Here is a 1332-nt window from a genome sequence, read left to right as displayed (position 1 = left end):
AGCGGCTTTTCATCCCGCTCTGGGTGGCGTTTTCCGGCAGGTCGTAGGGCACCGTCTGTTCGGCGTTGTACACCCGCCCGGTAATGATCGGCCGGTCCGGGTCGCCCTCAAGGAAGCTCACAATCACTTCCTGGCCGATGCGCGGGATCTGCATCGAACCCCAGTTTTTGCCGGCCCAGGATTGCGACACGCGAATCCAGCAGGAGCTGTTTTCGTTGGACTGATCGTGGCGGTCCCAATAGAAATGCACCTTTACCCGGCCATACTGGTCGGTCCAGATTTCCTCGCCCTTGGGCCCGACCACCAGTGCGGTCTGCGGGCCTTTGACGATAGGCCGGTGGGTGCTGGCCAGCGGGCGGAAGCTTGGTTGGGCGTCAATGCAGTTAAGGCTGCTTTCAAACTGCGCCGAGCCTGACCCGCCGCCGCTTTCGAGGCTTTCCTGGGTGATGTAGTAGCTAATGCAGACGATCAGGTATTCGCGGTTATGGTCCTGGCGGCTTAAGCCGGTAAGGCTGAACAAGTGGCCGGTGCCCAGGCCCCTGGCATTGCCGCTGAAGTCCACTTGTTGATGCTGGGTTTGCAGGGCTTCGATGCGGGTGCGCGCGTAGTGTTCACCGTCTTCGCTTTGCACGTAGGTGCCGGGGTAGTCGTACAGCGGGTAGTCGCCGGCAGTGTGCGGGCGCGGCATGGCCGAGCGTACGTTGATGCTGGCGCTGGGGCGCTGGAAGTCGTAGTCGTTGAGCTCCAGCGAACCTGGCTGCACTTCGTGCGCCAGGTGCCAGTCGTGCATGTGGTCGCGCTCGCGCTGCTGCTCGTCCTTGGGGTAGTACGGGATCGACGCGTAGCCGGGCACGGTGGTGTGGGCGCCATACGCGTCGGCCAGCACCAGCACATGGCGGTCTTGTTCGTGGCGGAAGAAGTAGTAGATGCCTTCCTGTTCCATCAGGCGGCTGACGAAATCGAAGCTGGTCTCGCGATACTGCACGCAGTATTCCCACTCGCGGTACGGCCGGCTCAGGGCGTCTTCGAAGTCAGAGAAACCCAGGTCGCGGAACACCTGCTTGATGATCTGCGGGATGCTCAGGTTCTGGAAAATCCGGCAATCGGAGGTGCGGCTCAGCAGCCAGAACCAGGGGCGTAGCGTCACCTGGTAACTGGCAAACTGGCCCTGGTCGATGTTCTGGCTGCAACGGGCGACGATGCCATGGAAGTGCCGCTCGCCACCGTCCGCCAGTTGCACGCCCACGCTCATGGGTTTGCCGAGCAGCTGGTTGAGGTCGATGTTGGCGTCCAGTGACGTCAGTTGCAGCTCATAAGTGAACAGCCTGCCCA

1 protein-coding gene is annotated in these 1332 nt (G+C 61.9%); it reads right to left on the bottom strand.

Annotation, left to right across the window (positions count from 1 at the left end; translation table 11 throughout):
• A partial coding sequence (gene tssI, locus H8F21_RS29145; RefSeq protein ID WP_203585829.1) for a type VI secretion system tip protein TssI/VgrG occupies positions 1 to 1332 on the bottom strand: 1332 nt, incomplete at both ends.

Source organism: Pseudomonas arcuscaelestis (genome assembly GCF_016881005.1).
In the GTDB taxonomy this organism is placed as follows: domain Bacteria; phylum Pseudomonadota; class Gammaproteobacteria; order Pseudomonadales; family Pseudomonadaceae; genus Aquipseudomonas; species Aquipseudomonas arcuscaelestis.
The sequence above is the reverse complement of the archived record's forward strand: the minus strand, read 5'-3'. Positions and strand labels throughout refer to the sequence as shown.